The following is a 16,181-nucleotide window of genomic DNA, read 5'->3' as shown; positions in this document are numbered from 1 at the left end:
CCCCGTCAGCAGTACGTGTCGCTCGGGTCCCGTGTCGTCCACGCACACGAGTCGACCTTGGTCCCGCTCGCCTTGGTGAGCGTGGCGGTGTCGCTGGTGTTGTTCCAGACGTACGCGCCGCGGCTCTGGTACTTGGTCGAGGTGGTGTCGGTGCCCTTGCCGGTGCGCACCTTCACGGTCTTGCCCGCGCCGATCGCGACGTCCGGGAAGACGTACTTGTGGTTCGAGACGTCCTTGAGGACCCAGCCCTTCAGCGAGACCGTGGCGGAGCCGGTGTTCTTGATCTGCACCCACTCGGCGTTGAGGCTCGCGTTGGAGCGGGTGTCGGAGCCCGGGCTGTCGAACCAGACGTGATGGATGGTCACACCGCCGGCCGCTTCGGCCGGAGTGCTGAGAATGGTGCCGGTGAGTGCCACGGCGCCCGCGAGCGCGGGCAGGGCAGCGCGTATCCGCATGGAGGTCCCCCCAGGGTGTCGTCCGCCGGCCGGTCGTCCGCCGGCCAGTGCCTGACAGTGCTATCACGTGATCTTCACCGCTGTTTCACAAAGGCGGATTTCGCCGCACTCTGCACATCGGAGTGATAGACGGACTCTCGACGGGGACGCCCTGTCCTGCCCGTGGCGCGTTACGGCAACAATGGAGGGATGACCGACAGTCCAGCCCCCCTCGCCGACCCGCATCTCGTCTTCGACCCCGTGGACGGAGTCCGGGATGTCGTGATCCTCGGTTCCACCGGCTCGATCGGCACCCAGGCCATCGACCTCGTGCTGCGCAACCCCGACCGGTTCCGTGTCACCGGGCTCTCCGCCGCCGGCGGACGGGTCGGACTGCTCGCCGAACAGGCCCACCGCCTGCGCGTGAGCACCGTCGCGGTCGCCCGCGAGGACGTCGTACCGGTGCTGCGCGAAGCGCTCACCGCGCAGTACGGCCCCGGCGAGCCGCTCCCCGAGATCCTCGCGGGGGCGGACGCCGCCACCCAGCTGGCCGCCTCCGACTGCCACACCGTCCTGAACGGGATCACCGGCTCCATCGGCCTGGCCCCCACCCTGGCCGCCCTGGAGGCGGGCCGGACGCTCGCGCTCGCCAACAAGGAGTCGCTCATCGTCGGCGGCCCGCTGGTGAAGGCGCTGGCCAAGCCCGGCCAGATCATTCCCGTCGACTCCGAGCACGCCGCCCTCTTCCAGGCCCTCGCCGCCGGGACGCGGGCCGATGTGCGCAAGCTCGTCGTCACCGCCTCCGGCGGCCCCTTCCGGGGGCGTACGAAGGCCGAGCTGGCGAACGTCTCGCCCGAGCACGCCCTGGCCCACCCCACCTGGGCCATGGGACCGGTCATCACGATCAACTCCGCGACCCTGGTCAACAAGGGACTCGAAGTCATCGAGGCGCACCTCCTCTACGACATTCCCTTCGAGCGGATTGAGGTGGTCGTGCATCCCCAGTCGTATGTCCACTCGATGGTTGAGTTCACGGATGGATCGACACTGGCCCAGGCGACGCCCCCGGACATGCGCGGGCCGATCGCCATCGGGCTCGGCTGGCCCGAGCGCGTGCCCGACGCGGCGCCCGCCTTCGACTGGACGAAGGCGTCGAGCTGGGAGTTCTTCCCGCTCGACAACGACGCCTTCCCCTCGGTCGGACTCGCCCGGCACGTGGGACAGCTCGCGGGCACGGCCCCGGCGGTGTTCAATGCCGCCAACGAGGAGTGCGTCGACGCGTTCCTGAACGGCACGCTGCCGTTCAACGGGATCATGGAGACCGTCACGAGAGTGGTCGAGGAACACGGCACGCCGCGCACGGGAACTTCCCTGACCGTCGCGGACGTCCTCGAAGCGGAGACCTGGGCGCGTGCCCGGGCCAGGGAACTGACAGTTCAGACGGCGACCGCGGAGGCTCGTGCATGACGACCCTGATGTTCATCCTCGGCATAGTCGTCTTCGCGATCGGCCTGCTCATCTCGATCGCCTGGCACGAGCTGGGCCATCTGTCGACGGCCAAGCTCTTCGGCATCCGCGTCCCGCAGTACATGGTCGGGTTCGGCCCGACCGTCTGGTCGCGGAAGAAGGGCGAGACCGAGTACGGGGTCAAGGCGGTGCCGCTCGGCGGCTACATCCGCATGATCGGCATGTTCCCGCCGGGATCCGACGGAAAGATCGAGGCCCGCTCGACCTCCCCGTTCCGCGGCATGATCGAGGACGCCCGCTCGGCCGCGTTCGAGGAGCTGAGGCCCGGCGACGAGGACCGTCTCTTCTACACGCGCAAGCCGTGGAAGCGCGTGATCGTGATGTTCGCGGGCCCCTTCATGAACCTGATCCTCGCCGTGGTGATCTTCTTCGGCGTGATGATGACCTTCGGCGTCAACACCCAGACCACCACGGTCGGCAAGGTCTCGGACTGCGTCATCCAGCAGAGCGAGAACCGGACGAAGTGCGCGCGGAGCGACCAGGCCGCGCCCGCGAAGGCCGCCGGGCTCAAGGGCGGCGACAAGATCGTCGCGTTCGACGGCAAGGCCGTCGCGGACTGGTCGGCCCTCCAGTCCGACATCCGCGCCAACCCCGGCAAGGACGTCACGATCACGGTGGAGCGCAAGGGGCAGCAGCTCGACCTCAAGGCCCACCTGATCAAGAACCAGGTCAGCAAGACCGACGGCAACGGCGGCTACGTCGAGGGCAAGTACGTGTACGCCGGCTTCCTCGGCTTCACGCCCGCCTCCGGCATCGTCGAGCAGTCGTTCGGGCAGTCCGTGACCCGTATGGGCGACATGATGCAGAACGGCGTCGAGTCGCTGATCTCCCTGCCGGGCAAGATCCCCGCCCTGTGGGACGCGGCCTTCGGCGACGGCCCGCGCGAGGCGGACTCGCCGATGGGCGTGGTCGGCGCGGCCCGCGTCGGCGGCGACGTCTTCACCCTGGACATCCCGCCGTCCCAGCAGATCGCGATGATGCTGATGCTCGTCGCGGGCTTCAACCTCTCGCTGTTCCTGTTCAACATGCTCCCGCTGCTCCCGCTCGACGGCGGCCACATCGCGGGCGCCCTGTGGGAGTCGCTGCGCCGGAACGCGGCGAAGGTGCTGCGACGCCCGGACCCGGGCCCGTTCGACGTGGCGAAGCTGATGCCCGTCGCGTACGTGGTGGCCGGGATCTTCGTCTGCTTCACGATCCTGGTCCTGATCGCGGACGTGGTTAACCCGGTGAAAATCTCCTAGTCACCCGGATTTCGTGACGGTCGGGCACGCTCTGTGTCCGACCGTCTTCCATTGAGTGGGTTTGGGAGCGTGATGTGCTCCGGCGTACGCCCGTGCCGTAATCTCGAAGGCTGGAGCCCGCCGTTCCGGCTACCGGACCTTGATCCACAACTTGGGGTTGCACAGCAGATGACTGCGATTTCTCTCGGCATGCCGTCCGTTCCGACCAAGCTCGCCGAGCGCCGGAAGAGCCGGCAGATCCAGGTCGGAACCGTGGCCGTGGGCGGAGACGCACCCGTCTCGGTGCAGTCGATGACGACGACGCGTACGTCCGACATCGGCGCCACGCTCCAGCAGATCGCCGAGCTCACGGCGTCCGGCTGCCAGATCGTCCGTGTGGCCTGCCCCACGCAGGACGACGCGGACGCCCTCGCGGTCATCGCCCGCAAGTCGCAGATCCCCGTGATCGCGGACATCCACTTCCAGCCGAAGTACGTGTTCGCGGCGATCGAGGCGGGCTGCGCGGCGGTCCGGGTGAACCCGGGCAACATCAAGCAGTTCGACGACAAGGTCAAGGAGATCGCCAAGGCGGCGAAGGAGCACGGCACGCCGATCCGCATCGGCGTCAACGCGGGCTCGCTCGACCGGCGGCTGCTGGAGAAGTACGGCAAGGCCACCCCCGAGGCGCTCGTCGAGTCGGCGCTGTGGGAGGCGTCGCTCTTCGAGGAGCACGACTTCCGGGACATCAAGATCTCGGTCAAGCACAACGACCCGGTGGTCATGGTCAACGCGTACCGCCAGCTGGCGGCGCAGTGCGACTACCCGCTGCACCTCGGCGTGACCGAGGCCGGCCCCGCCTTCCAGGGCACGATCAAGTCGGCCGTCGCCTTCGGCGCGCTGCTCAGCGAGGGCATCGGCGACACGATCCGCGTCTCGCTGAGCGCGCCCCCCGTCGAGGAGATCAAGGTCGGCATCCAGATCCTGGAGTCGCTGAACCTGCGCCAGCGCGGCCTGGAGATCGTCTCCTGCCCGTCCTGCGGACGCGCCCAGGTCGACGTCTACAAGCTGGCCGAGGAGGTCACGGCGGGTCTGGAGGGCATGGAGGTGCCCCTGCGCGTCGCGGTCATGGGCTGCGTCGTCAACGGGCCGGGGGAGGCCCGCGAGGCCGACCTCGGCGTCGCCTCCGGCAACGGCAAGGGACAGATCTTCGTGAAGGGCGAAATCATCAAGACGGTGCCCGAGTCGAAGATCGTGGAGACCCTGATCGAGGAGGCGATGAAGATCGCCGAGCAGATGGAGGCGGACGGCATCGCCTCCGGCGAGCCCTCGGTGTCGGTGGCCGGCTGAGAGCCGCGCCCTCGCGTACGTACGCCACCTGCGCCCCGTCACACTGGTTGTGGCGGGGCGTGGTTGTTCGAGGGAAGCGCCTCGAACATGGAGTGACCAGAGCCCCATGACATCGGGCGGCGTCGCCCATTTCCGCCAGGTACAGTGCGGAGATCAGCAGACCCCAGGGTGAGGCCCCCGCACGTGTTGACGCAGACCACCACCCGGGTCCTCGAACCGAGTGACCTGGACGCCGCGCTCGCCGTACTCGACCGCGAGCCGGTCGCGAACGCCTTCGTGACCTCCCGGGTACAGGTCGCGGGCCTCGACCCCTGGCGCCTCGGCGGTGAGATGTGGGGCTGGTACGAGGACGGCATGCTCACGTCCCTGTGCTACGCGGGCGCCAACCTGGTCCCCATCTGCGCCACCCCGCGGGCCGTCCGCGCCTTCGCCGACCGTGCCCGCAGGGCCGGCCGCCGCTGCTCCTCCATCGTCGGCCCCGTCGAACCCACCACCCAGCTCTGGCAGCTGCTCGAACCCGGCTGGGGCCCGGCCCGCGAGGTCCGCGCCCATCAGCCGCTCATGGTCACCGACCGGCTGCCCGACGACGTCGCCCCCGATCCGTACGTCCGCCGCATCCGCAAGGACGAGATGGAGACGATCATGCCGGCGTGCGTGGCGATGTTCACCGAGGAGGTCGGTGTCTCCCCGCTCGCCGGCGACGGCGGCCTCCTCTATCAGGCCAGGGTCGCCGAACTCGTCGGCTCCGGACGCTCGTTCGCCCGCCTCGACCGCAACGGCAAGGTCGCCTTCAAGGCCGAGATCGGCGCCGCGACCCACCACGCCTGCCAGATCCAGGGCGTCTGGGTCGCCCCCGAATACCGGGGCCAGGGACTCGCGGCCCCCGGCATGGCGGCCGTCCTGCGCTACGCCCTCGCCGATGTCGCCCCGGTCGTCAGCCTCTACGTCAACGACTTCAACACCCCCGCCCGGGCCGCGTACCGAAGAGTGGGCTTCCAAGAGGTCGGCGCGTTCATGAGCGTTCTGTTCTAGGACCGGGCCTCATCAGGGCCGCCCCGTCAGGGGCGCGGGGCGGTGACATCGTGCGGCTCCGCCGCGCGGGCGCGACCAGCCACGACTGTCCCGCAGCAGACCAACAACCCGCAGTCCCCGGCACCATCCAGCGAAGCGCCCCGGTAGTCTCGCCGGCATGCTGCGCTTTCCCGGTCAGGGCCACCACAACCCCGACGACGTGGTCATCGGCCTCCTGGATCTCGCCGCGCGCGTCGACGAGGCGCTCGCCGTACAGGCGGTGGCCTTCGGGCTCGGCGCCGACGAGGTCGCCGTACGACACCAGATCGTCCTGCGGCACCTGACCTCCCCGGGAGCCCGCGCGTTCGGCGCCACCACCGGCGACGGACGGCTCGTCGGCTTCGTCTACGGGATGCCGAACGACCGTACGCACTGGTGGTCCACCGTCGTCGAGCCCTATCTGCGCGGCCAGGGCCACGAGGACTGGCTCGACAACTCCTTCGTGATCACCGAGCTGCACGTCCACCCGCACTTCCAGAACCACGGCATCGGCCGCTCCCTGATCACCACCATCACGGACGGCGCCGCCGAGCCCCGCTCGATCCTCTCCGCGATCGACACCGAGAGCCCCGCCCGCGGGCTGTACCACTCGCTCGGCTACGAGGACCTGGCGCGGCAGGTCCTGTTCCCCAGCGCGCCGCGGCCGTACGCCGTCATGGGCGCCCCCCTGCCCCTGCGGCGCCGCTGACACCTGTCCGCGGCGCACGCTCAAGGGGCCTTTTCGGCGGATACGGATTTCCGGCGACGGCGGCCCCCCGGCTAACCTCCTTGCCATCACCCTTTCGCAGCAGGAGTCGAATCATGGCCCAGGTCCAGCGCATGTCCCGTTTGATGGTCAAGACACTGCGTGACGACCCGGCGGACGCCGAGACGCTCAACCACAAGCTGCTGGTGCGCGCCGACTACGTGCGCCGCACCGCGGCCGGCATCTGGTCCTGGCTGCCGCTGGGCAAGAAGGTCCTGGAGAACGTCGCCCGCGTGGTCCGCGAGGAGATGGACGCCATGGGCGGCCAGGAGGTCCTGCTCCCGGCCCTGCTGCCCAAGGAGCCCTACGAGGCGACCGGCCGCTGGGAGGAGTACGGCCCCGAGCTGTTCCGCCTCAAGGACCGCAAGGGCGCCGAGTACCTCCTCGGCCCCACCCACGAGGAGATCTTCACCCAGCTGGTCAAGGACCAGTGCTCGTCCTACAAGGACCTGCCGGTGATCCTCTACCAGATCCAGGCGAAGTACCGCGACGAGGCCCGCCCGCGCGCCGGCATCCTGCGCGGCCGCGAGTTCCTGATGAAGGACTCCTACTCCTTCGACACGGCCGACGAGGGCCTGGCGCAGTCGTACGCGCTGCACCGCGAGGCGTACATCAAGATCTTCAACCGCCTCGGCCTCGACCACCGGATCGTCTCCGCCGTCTCCGGCGCGATGGGCGGCTCGGCGTCCGAGGAGTTCCTCGCTCCGGCCCCCGCCGGCGAGGACACCTTCGTGGACTGCCCGGCCTGCGACTACGCCGCCAACACCGAGGCCGTCACGTTCGTCGCCCCGGCCGTCGAGAGCGTCGAGCACCCGGCGGTCGAGGAGCTGGACACCCCCGACACCCCGACCATCGAGTCCCTCGCCGAGTACCTCGGCGTCCCGGCCTCGGCGACCCTGAAGAACCTCCTGGTGAAGGCCGACGGCGAGATCGTCGCCGTCGGCGTCCCCGGCGACCGCGAGGTCGACCTCGGCAAGCTGGGCGAGCACCTCGCGCCCGCCGTCGTGGAACTGGTGACGGCCGAGGACTTCGAGGGCCGCGACGACCTCGTACGCGGCTACGTGGGCCCGCAGGGCCTGGAGAAGGTCCGCTACATCGCCGACCCCCGCGTGGCCCCCGGCACGGCCTGGATCACCGGCGCAAACAAGATCAACACGCATGCGAAGAACGTCGTCGCCGGCCGTGACTTCGAGGTCGACGACTACCTCGACGTCGTCGTGGTCGAGGAGGGCGACCCCTGCCCCTCCTGCGGCACGGGCCTCAGGCTCGACCGCGCCATCGAGATCGGCCACATCTTCCAGCTCGGCCGCAAGTACGCCGACGCCTTCCAGCTCGACGTCCTCGGCAAGGAGGGCAAGCCGGTCCGCGTCACCATGGGCTCCTACGGCATCGGCGTCTCCCGCGCCGTCGCCGCCCTCGCCGAGCAGACGGCCGACGAGCAGGGCCTGTGCTGGCCCAAGGAGATCGCCCCGGCCGACGTCCACGTGGTCGCCGCGGGCAAGGCCCTGCAGACCGAGCTGGCGCTCGACGTCGCCGAGAAGCTGGGCGCGGCCGGTGTACGGGTGCTGGTGGACGACCGTGCGGGCGTCTCGCCCGGCGTGAAGTTCACCGACGCCGAGCTGATCGGCGTACCGCAGATCCTGGTCGCCGGGCGCCGCTCGGCCGAGGGCGTCCTGGAGCTCAAGGACCGCAAGACCGGCGAGCGCGAGGAGCTGACGGTCGAGGAGGCGATCGCCCGCCTGTCGGCGTGATCGTCCGACGGAAGGCGCCCCTCGGGAAGTTGTTTCCGGCACAGGGGCGCCTCACTGTCTTCCCCAGGCCGCTTCCCGCCCGTAGGACGTGACAACACGTCAGGTGGAGGGGACGGTCAGGCCGGCCAAGGAGCGGGGGCCGCAGAAGCGGCCCGCAGAGGCGCACGGCGTACGGGGCCGCAGCGGCGGTCGCGCCGGCACGGCACGCTCGACCAACGGGGTCACCGGCTCCTCGGTCCGGGCCCGGACCCGCTCGCGGTCCTCGAACGGGCCCGGCGCGCGGTGGCCGACCGCCCGGTACCGGGCCTCGCACGCACCCCCGCTCAGAGCCAGCCCGCGAACTCCAGCAGCAGTTCCGCGTCCTGGGGACGGCCCACCCTGCGTGCCCGCACCCCCGACTCGACGGCACGGAACAGCGTCCAGCCGCGCAGTCGTTCCTGGTCGAGCTCCAGCGACTCCGCGAGCCGCTTCACCCGGCGCCGGGTGATCGAGGCCCCCGAGGGCGACGCGATCAGGTCCTCCACCCGGTCCCGGACCAGCCGGGCCAGGTCGAAGGCGCACTCGCCGACCACCGGGTCGGGCCCCACGGCCAGCCACGGCATCCGCTCACCGGCCAGCACCTTGCTCTGCCGGAAGGTGCCGTGCAGCAGACGCGCCTGCGGGGCGGAGGCCAGCAGTTCCTCGCGGGCCGCGAGGGCCGCGTCGACCAGCGGTGCGACCTCGGCGTCGGCGGCCGCGCTCGTCCGCATCGCCTCGGCCTGCCGCCCGGTCCGCTCGGCCACGCTCTCGAAGACCTGACCGGCCGGCGGCTCGACCCACAGCCGCCGCAGGGTTCCGGCCGCCTCCAGCAAGGCCTTCGCCTCCGGCAGGGACCGTACGGACATCTCCGGGTGCAGCCGCTCCAGGAGCAGCACACCCTCGCCGCCGTCGCCGTCGAGCAGCTGTACGGCGCCGAAGCCGCCCCAGTGCGCCAGCGCGGCCCGCTCGCTCTCGGGCCGGGCCCACGGCGGCGCGAGTTTCAGCACGGCGGGCGTGCCGTCGGCCTGCCGCACCAGCACGACCAGGCTGCTGCGCCCGCCCGGCGCCTGCACCCGCTCGACGGTCAACTCGCGTAGATCAACGACCTGTTGAACCAGCTCGGGCAGCTTGACCAGCCAGTCGGCGGCCCCGTTCCGCTCGGTCTCGCCGAGCGCCCGCACGAGGCGTTGCGGCGGTTCGAAAGCCATGCGCGAGGTGTTCCCTTCCAGGTCGGCTTCGTACGCCGTACGCGACTCGTCCCGAGTACCCGTACGGCGTACGCCTTACGTCTGTGGTGTCGCCGACGCGGTGGGGGTGGCCGCCGCCCGCTCGGCGAGACCAGGGAAGGCTACGCTCTCGCCGCTCCAGCGCACCGCCCGCACCGCCGCCTCCCGCAGCGCCTCGGCGGCCGAGCGGCGTCGCGCGCCCGTGCCGGCCCGTACGAGATCGGAGTACACCCCGGCCACCCGTTCCTCCAGCTCGGCGGCGAGCCGTACGGCGGCCGTCGCATCCGGCACGGCGAACGGCAGCGCGTACCCGGCCGCGGCGGCCTGCGGCGTCCCGCCCAGGTCACGCACGGACCGCGCGAGCTCGTCCCGGCGCGCCCGGTGCGCGTCGTACGCGGCCCGCGCGTCGGCCCGCCGCGCCTGCCCGATCTTCCCGCCGACGACGCCGTACCCGTAGACGGCGGCGTGTTCGGCCCCGAGGGCCGCCTGGAGCGCCCTCAGCTCGGCGCTCTCGGTGCTCTCGGCCTTCGGTGTGCCGGTCGTGCCGGTGCTCGCGCTCACTTCGCGCCCTCCGTCAGCAAGAACGCGTGCGCGGCGCCCGCCGCCGCAACGGACGCCATGAGCCGCGCCAGCTCTCCCGGCAACTCCAGCAGCGCCTTCGTGCGCCGGTCGGCCAGGGCGCGCTCGGCGGCGGCCAGGTCGGACAGGGCCGTCTTCCGGTCGGCGGCCACGGCGGGGGAGGCGCTCGCGGAGGGGTGGGCGGACGCGGGCGCCCGACCGTCACCGTCGGCCGAAGCCGAAACGGATGCCGAAGCCGAAGCGGACGCGGATGCCTGAGCGCTGCCCCCGAACGCCTCCGTATGCCGTACGACCGCGGTCCGGAGCGGGCGCAGAAGGTCCGCCAGCGCCGGATGCGCGGCGATCACAGCCGCGTACCGCGTGGCCAGCGCCGCGCTGTCCCGGGCGGCACGCGCGCGTGCCCGGTCGGCGGCGGAGGGGCTGCCGGCCGTGTTGGCCGAGTCGGGGCTTTCGGAGCAGCCGACGAGCAGCGCGGCGCCCGCGGCCGAAGCGAGCAGGCTCCTTCGGCGCGGCCCCGGCGGGATGCGCGGCGGCAGGGTGAACGGCACGGCAGACGTCCTCGAAGGGCTCGTACGAACGGATGGGCGGCCCAGGGCCTGTCCGGCGGATCCTGCCGGGGCCGCGGGGGCCGGCACGCACCTCTGCGGCGTTGTCGTCGGTCGCCGTGGCCCCGCCACGACGTCCTCCTCCGCCTCGCAGCCGCACGCGCCGGATCCCACTCACCCGCGCTCGTCGGTCACCGTCGCTCTTCTCCGGCTCGATCCGCCGGACAGGCCCTGCTCGTGATCACGGTACCCGGGCCCCGCCCCGGCACCCGCCAGCGGCTCGGGCCCACCGCACGTCCGTCCGAACGGCGGTGCGGGTGGACGGCAACACCCTCCGCGACCGGATACCCTTTGACCTGACACACGACCTACCCACAACAGCACACGCGGCCGAGGAGTCACCCGGATGAGCACCACCCAGAGCGAGAGGCTGCGAGAACTTCTGGAACCGCTCGTGGGCTCCCAGGGCCTCGATCTCGAAGGGATCGAGGTGGAATCCGTCGGACGCAAGCGTGTGCTGCGTGTCGTCGTCGATTCCGACGAGGGCGCCGACCTCGACGCGATCGCCGATGTGAGCCGCGCGCTCTCGGCGAAGCTCGACGAGACGGACGCGATGGGCGAGGGGGAGTACACCCTCGAGGTCGGTACCCCGGGCGCGGAGCGCGCCCTCACCGAGCACCGCCACTACGTGCGTGCCGTGGACCGTCTGGTGAGATTCCAGCTCACCGAGGGTGATGAGCTGGTCGCCAGAATCCTGACCGTGGACGACGCCGGCCTCGACCTCGAGGTGCCCGGAGTGAAGGGCCGCAAGGCCACCACCCGCAGGCTCGCCTTCGAGGACATCGCCAAGGCCCGCGTCCAGGTCGAGTTCAACCGCAAGGACAAGAAGGACATGACGGAAGAAGAGGAGGCGTAGCCGTGGACATCGACATGAGCGCCCTGCGGGGCTTGGTGCGGGAGAAGGAGATCTCCTTCGACCTGCTGGTCGAGGCGATCGAGTCGGCCCTCCTCATCGCCTACCACCGTACCGAGGGAAGCCGCCGCCACGCGCGCGTGGAGCTCAACCGGGAAACCGGCCACGTGACGGTGTGGGCGAAGGAGGACCCCGAGGACCTGGAGGAGGGGCAGGAGGCGCGCGAGTTCGACGACACGCCGTCCGGCTTCGGCCGTATCGCCGCCACCACCGCCAAGCAGGTCATCCTGCAGCGCCTGCGGGACGCGGAGGACGACGCCACGCTCGGCGAGTACGCCGGGCGCGAGGGCGACATCGTGACGGGCGTGGTCCAGCAGGGCCGCGACCCGAAGAACGTGCTCGTCGACATCGGCAAGCTGGAAGCCATCCTGCCCGTGCAGGAACAGGTACCCGGCGAGACGTACCAGCACGGCTTGCGCCTTCGCTCGTACGTCGTCCGGGTGGCGAAGGGCGTGCGCGGTCCGTCCGTCACCCTGTCCCGCACCCACCCCAATCTGGTGAAGAAGCTCTTCGCGCTGGAGGTGCCGGAGATCGCCGACGGTTCCGTCGAGATCTCCGCCATCGCCCGCGAGGCCGGCCACCGCACCAAGATCGCCGTCCGCTCCACCCGATCGGGCCTGAACGCCAAGGGCGCCTGCATCGGCCCCATGGGCGGTCGCGTGCGCAACGTGATGGCCGAGCTGAACGGTGAGAAGATCGACATCGTCGACTGGTCGGACGACCCGGCCGAGATGGTGGCGAACGCGTTGTCCCCGGCCCGGGTCTCCAAGGTCGAGGTCGTCGACCTCGCGGCCCGCTCCGCGCGCGTGACGGTCCCCGACTACCAGCTGTCGCTGGCCATCGGCAAGGAAGGGCAGAACGCCCGGCTCGCGGCCCGGCTCACCGGGTGGCGGATCGACATCCGCCCGGACACCGAGCAGAGCGGCGACTAGGCCGTTCGCGGGATCGGGGAATAGATCTCAGCCGCAGGTGGCTTAGATCACGACAACAACCGTTCGACTCTTGCCCCGGAGGGGTGAGGTCGGTGCGGGGAGGTAGACTTAACCGTGTCTGGCCGGACGCATGCCCGCGCATGCCCTGAGCGCACCTGTGTGGGGTGCCGGGAGCGAGCGGCCAAGAAGGATCTGCTGCGCATCGTGGCGGTCGAGGGTGATTGCGTCCCCGATCATCGCGGTACGCTGCCCGGCCGGGGTGCGTATGTGCACCCCGCCCTGGTCTGTCTGGACCTGGCGGTCCGCCGCCGGGCGTTCACGAGGGCGTTGCGCGCCCCGGGAGCGCTCGACACAGCGGCGTTGCGCCACTACGTCGAGCAGACCGTTGCCGAGCAGGCAACACCGTAAGACGTGTCGTACGGAACCCCCGTGCGGCCCTGGTATTCCGCGAGTTGGAAGTAGGTCGAGATTGCGATGAGCACTCGATGAGCACGCGATGAGTACGCCCATGAAGTAGCGACGGTCCGGACGCAACCCGGACCTAAAAGGAGCGAAGTGGCTAAGGTCCGGGTATACGAACTCGCCAAGGAGTTCGGGGTGGAGAGCAAGGTCGTCATGGCCAAGCTCCAAGAACTCGGTGAATTTGTCCGTTCGGCGTCCTCGACGATCGAGGCGCCCGTAGTACGCAAGCTGACCGATGCCCTGCAGCAGGGCAACGGCGGCAAGGCAGCCCCCCGTAAGGCCGCACCGGCCAAGCCGGGTGCGCCTTCTCCCGCGCAGGCGGCCCGTCCGGCCGCCCCCCGTCCGCCGGCGCCCAAGCCCGCCGCGGCCGAGCGGCCCGCAGCGGCTGAGCGGCCCGCCGCGGCTCCGGCCGCCCCGGGCCCGCGTCCGGGCCCGAAGCCCGCGCCGCGACCCGCTCCGGCGGCTCCGGCTCCGGCCGCGCCCGAGTTCACGGCGCCTCCGTCGGCCCCCGCGGCTCCCGCCGCTGCCGCCTCCGGTCCGCGTCCGGGTGCCCGTCCCGGTGCCCCGAAGCCCGGTGGCGCTCGTCCGGCCACGCCCGGCCAGGGCCAGGGTGGCCAGGTCCGTGGCGAACGCACTGACCGCGGTGACCGTGGTGACCGCGGTGACCGTCAGGGCGCTGCGCGTCCGGGCGGCCAGGCCCCGCGTCCGGGCGCTCGTCCGGCCGGTCCACGTCCCGGCAACAACCCGTTCACCTCTGGTGGCTCCACCGGCATGGCGCGCCCGCAGGCGCCCCGTCCGGGTGGTGCCCCGCGTCCCGGTGGCGCCGGTGCCCCCGGCGGTCCGCGTCCGCAGGGCGCGGGCGGCCAGGACCGTGCTCCCCGTCCCCAGGGCGGTCCCGGCGGCGCTCCGCGTCCGCAGGGCGGTCCGGGCGGTGCCCGTCCGACTCCGGGCGGCATGCCCCGTCCGCAGGCCCCCCGTCCCGGTGGTGCGCCTGGTGGTAACCGTCCGAACCCCGGCATGATGCCGCAGCGTCCCGCTGCGGGCCCGCGTCCCGGTGGCGGTGGCCCCGGTGGCCGCGGTCCTGGTGGCGGCGGTCGTCCCGGTGGTCCCGGTGGCGGCGGCGGTCGTCCGGGTGGCGGCGGCTTCGCCGGCCGTCCCGGTGGCGGCGGTGGCGGCTTCGCCGGTCGTCCCGGTGGTCCCGGTGGCGGTGGCGGCGGCTTCGCCGGCCGTCCGGGTGGTCCCGGCGGTGGCGGCGGCGGTCGTCCCGGCTTCGGTGGTCGTCCCGGTGGCCCGGGTGGCCGTGGTGGCACGCAGGGCGCCTTCGGTCGTCCCGGCGGTCCCGCGCGTCGTGGTCGCAAGTCGAAGCGGCAGAGGCGCCAGGAGTACGAGGCCATGCAGGCCCCGTCGGTCGGCGGCGTGATGCTGCCTCGCGGCAACGGACAGTCCGTCCGCCTGTCGCGCGGTGCGTCCCTCACCGACTTCGCGGAGAAGATCGGCGCCAACCCGGCGTCGCTCGTCGGCGTGATGATGAACCTCGGCGAGATGGTCACTGCCACGCAGTCCGTCTCCGACGAGACGCTGAAGCTCCTCGCGGACGAGATGAACTTCGTCCTCGAGATCGTCAGCCCCGAGGAGGAGGACCGCGAGCTGCTCGAGTCCTTCGACATCGAGTTCGGCGAGGACGAGGGTGGCGAGGAGTTCCTCGTCGCGCGTCCGCCGGTCGTGACCGTCATGGGTCACGTCGACCACGGTAAGACCCGACTGCTCGACACCATCCGCAAGACGAACGTCGTGGCGGGCGAGGCCGGCGGTATTACGCAGCACATCGGTGCGTACCAGGTCACGACCGAGGTCAACGACGAAGAGCGCAAGATCACCTTCATCGACACCCCCGGTCACGAGGCGTTCACCGCCATGCGTGCCCGTGGTGCCAAGTCGACCGACATCGCGATCCTCGTGGTGGCGGCCAACGACGGTGTGATGCCCCAGACGATCGAGGCGCTGAACCACGCCAAGGCGGCCGACGTGCCGATCGTGGTCGCGGTCAACAAGATCGACGTCGAGGGCGCGGACCCGACCAAGGTGCGCGGTCAGCTCACCGAGTTCGGTCTGGTGGCCGAGGAGTACGGCGGCGACACGATGTTCGTCGACATCTCCGCCAAGCAGGGCCTCAACATCGAGAGCCTGCTGGAGGCCGTGGTCCTCACCGCGGACGCCTCGCTCGACCTGCGGGCCAACCCGGAGCAGGACGCGCAGGGTATTGCGATCGAGTCCCACCTCGACCGCGGCCGCGGCGCCGTCGCGACCGTCCTGGTCCAGCGAGGCACCCTGCGGGTCGGCGACACCATGGTGGTCGGCGACGCGTACGGCCGTGTCCGCGCGATGCTCGACGACAAGGGCGAGAACGTGGAAGAGGCGGGTCCCTCGACCCCGGTCCTCGTCCTCGGTCTCACCAACGTCCCGGGCGCCGGCGACAACTTCCTGGTTGTCGACGAGGACCGCACGGCGCGTCAGATCGCCGAGAAGCGCGCGGCGCGCGAGCGCAACGCCAACTTCGCCCGCCGGGGTGTCCGGTTCTCCCTGGAGAACCTGGACGAGGCCCTCAAGGCCGGTCTGGTGCAGGAACTCAACCTCATCATCAAGGGCGACGCGTCCGGTTCGGTGGAGGCTCTCGAGTCCTCGCTGCTCCAGCTCGACGTCGGCGAAGAGGTCGACATCCGCATCCTGCACCGCGGTGTGGGTGCGGTCACCGAGTCCGACATCAACCTGGCGACCGGCTCCGACGCCATCGTCATCGGCTTCAACGTCCGCGCTGCGGGCCGCGCGGCTCAGATGGCGGAGCGCGAGGGCGTCGACGTCCGGTACTACTCGGTGATCTACCAGGCCATCGAGGAGATCGAGGCGGCCCTCAAGGGCATGCTCAAGCCGGAGTACGAGGAGGTCGAGCTCGGCACGGCGGAGATCCGCGAGGTCTTCAAGTCGTCCAAGCTGGGCAACATCGCCGGTGTCCTGGTCCGCTCGGGCGAGGTCAAGCGCAACACCAAGGCGCGCCTCATCCGCGACGGCAAGGTCATCGCGGAGAGCCTCAACATCTCCGGGCTGCGTCGCTTCAAGGACGACGTCACCGAGATCCGCGAAGGCTTCGAGGGCGGTATCAACCTCGGAAACTTCAACGACATCAAGGTCGACGACGTCATCGCGACCTACGAGATGCGCGAGAAGCCGCGCTCGTAAGAGTTCGGTTCCGAAGTATCGGTCCGGTCCGGGGCCGGTCGGCGGAGAGTATTCCGTCGATCGGCCCCGGCCGTTCGTTGTACGGTTCTGATGTCCCCGCCAAGTCGTTGGCGGGGC

The 16,181-nt window shown here is 71.0% G+C and carries 14 protein-coding genes; 10 read left to right on the top strand and 4 right to left on the bottom strand.

Annotated elements, in window-relative coordinates; all coding sequences use genetic code 11:
* Window positions 1–5: 5 nt before the first annotated feature.
* Window positions 6–455 (bottom strand): lamin tail domain-containing protein, encoded by a 450-nt coding sequence (locus tag SAVERM_RS13375; RefSeq protein ID WP_010984000.1) that lies wholly within the window; start codon window positions 453–455, stop codon window positions 6–8.
* Window positions 456–644: 189 nt separating this feature from the next.
* Here SAVERM_RS13375 and dxr point away from each other — a divergent pair, with 189 nt between their 5' ends.
* From dxr to SAVERM_RS13345, 6 genes are all read left to right on the top strand, one after another.
* Window positions 645–1,901, top strand: a complete 1,257-nt coding sequence (gene dxr / locus SAVERM_RS13370) for a 1-deoxy-D-xylulose-5-phosphate reductoisomerase (RefSeq protein ID WP_037652046.1) — start codon at window positions 645–647, stop codon at window positions 1,899–1,901.
* Between the two features lie 8 nt (window positions 1,902–1,909).
* Window positions 1,910–3,202, top strand: coding sequence for a M50 family metallopeptidase (locus tag SAVERM_RS13365; RefSeq protein WP_171033236.1), 1,293 nt, complete (start codon window positions 1,910–1,912; stop codon window positions 3,200–3,202).
* Window positions 3,203–3,370: 168 nt separating this feature from the next.
* The gene (gene ispG / locus SAVERM_RS13360) at window positions 3,371–4,528 is read left to right on the top strand and encodes a flavodoxin-dependent (E)-4-hydroxy-3-methylbut-2-enyl-diphosphate synthase (RefSeq protein ID WP_010983997.1); all 1,158 of its coding nucleotides are present in this window, start codon (window positions 3,371–3,373) and stop codon (window positions 4,526–4,528) included.
* 183 nt (window positions 4,529–4,711) lie between these two features.
* A complete protein-coding gene (locus SAVERM_RS13355; protein ID WP_037652043.1) occupies window positions 4,712–5,560 on the top strand; it encodes a GNAT family N-acetyltransferase in 849 nt (282 codons plus the stop codon).
* A 157-nt stretch (window positions 5,561–5,717) separates the two neighbouring features.
* Entirely contained in the window at window positions 5,718–6,287 is a 570-nt protein-coding gene (locus SAVERM_RS13350; RefSeq protein WP_010983995.1) for a GNAT family N-acetyltransferase, read from the top strand.
* Between the two features lie 113 nt (window positions 6,288–6,400).
* The gene (locus tag SAVERM_RS13345) at window positions 6,401–8,095 is read left to right on the top strand and encodes a proline--tRNA ligase (RefSeq protein WP_010983994.1); all 1,695 of its coding nucleotides are present in this window, start codon (window positions 6,401–6,403) and stop codon (window positions 8,093–8,095) included.
* Between the two features lie 323 nt (window positions 8,096–8,418).
* Here SAVERM_RS13345 and SAVERM_RS13340 read toward each other — a convergent pair whose 3' ends face one another.
* From SAVERM_RS13340 to SAVERM_RS13330, 3 genes are all read right to left on the bottom strand, one after another.
* Window positions 8,419–9,321, bottom strand: a complete 903-nt coding sequence (locus SAVERM_RS13340; RefSeq protein WP_010983993.1) for an aminoglycoside phosphotransferase family protein — start codon at window positions 9,319–9,321, stop codon at window positions 8,419–8,421.
* A gap of 75 nt (window positions 9,322–9,396) precedes the next feature.
* Window positions 9,397–9,900 carry a ferritin-like domain-containing protein gene (locus SAVERM_RS13335; RefSeq protein ID WP_010983992.1) on the bottom strand — a complete coding sequence of 168 codons (504 nt, stop codon included), beginning with the start codon at window positions 9,898–9,900 and terminating at the stop codon, window positions 9,397–9,399.
* Complete coding sequence (locus tag SAVERM_RS13330) at window positions 9,897–10,466, bottom strand: hypothetical protein (RefSeq protein ID WP_037652039.1); 570 nt, start codon at window positions 10,464–10,466, stop codon at window positions 9,897–9,899. The genes SAVERM_RS13335 and SAVERM_RS13330 overlap by 4 nt, the downstream gene beginning before the upstream one ends.
* A gap of 403 nt (window positions 10,467–10,869) precedes the next feature.
* Here SAVERM_RS13330 and rimP point away from each other — a divergent pair, with 403 nt between their 5' ends.
* The 4 genes from rimP to infB all read left to right on the top strand — a co-directional run bounded on the left by rimP (window position 10,870) and on the right by infB (window position 16,064).
* Window positions 10,870–11,379, top strand: coding sequence for a ribosome maturation factor RimP (gene rimP / locus SAVERM_RS13325; RefSeq protein WP_010983990.1), 510 nt, complete (start codon window positions 10,870–10,872; stop codon window positions 11,377–11,379).
* A gap of 2 nt (window positions 11,380–11,381) precedes the next feature.
* Window positions 11,382–12,368: a transcription termination factor NusA gene (gene nusA / locus SAVERM_RS13320; RefSeq protein ID WP_010983989.1), complete on the top strand. Its 987-nt coding sequence runs from the start codon at window positions 11,382–11,384 to the stop codon at window positions 12,366–12,368.
* Between the two features lie 114 nt (window positions 12,369–12,482).
* Window positions 12,483–12,776: a YlxR family protein gene (locus SAVERM_RS13315; RefSeq protein WP_010983988.1), complete on the top strand. Its 294-nt coding sequence runs from the start codon at window positions 12,483–12,485 to the stop codon at window positions 12,774–12,776.
* A 147-nt stretch (window positions 12,777–12,923) separates the two neighbouring features.
* Complete coding sequence (gene infB / locus SAVERM_RS40025; protein ID WP_010983987.1) at window positions 12,924–16,064, top strand: translation initiation factor IF-2; 3,141 nt, start codon at window positions 12,924–12,926, stop codon at window positions 16,062–16,064.
* The last annotated feature ends 117 nt before the right edge of the window (window positions 16,065–16,181 follow it).

The organism is Streptomyces avermitilis MA-4680 = NBRC 14893, assembly GCF_000009765.2.
Classification (GTDB): Bacteria; Actinomycetota; Actinomycetes; order Streptomycetales; family Streptomycetaceae; genus Streptomyces; species Streptomyces avermitilis.
Note: the sequence above shows the minus strand (reverse complement) of the source record. Positions and strands in the feature narration are given on the sequence as shown.